Annotated in this window: 1 pseudogene; it reads right to left on the bottom strand. The window is 33.2% G+C overall.

From position 1 onward, the window contains the following. Window positions 1–214, bottom strand: a pseudogene (locus COO03_RS23970) (RNA-guided endonuclease IscB); the annotation flags it as partial.

Raw genomic sequence — 214 nt, forward strand, 5'->3', positions numbered from 1 at the left:
GATTTTGTATATATTGTCCATGTATATTTTGTACGTATACCATTTTTCCTGTAAATCCTGTCACAAATCCTACTTGTCCAAATACCTTTACTTTATCACCTAAATAGATTCCATCTATATGTGGTGTATTTTTCTTGTTCCGTTTTGCACTTGTATTCTTTGTTTTTCTTCCTTTTCTTGCGGTTGCTTCATGCAGGGAGCGTTTTTTCTTTCT

The organism is Bacillus sp. AFS098217, from assembly GCF_002551815.1.
In the GTDB taxonomy this organism is placed as follows: Bacteria; Bacillota; Bacilli; order Bacillales; family Bacillaceae_G; genus Bacillus_A.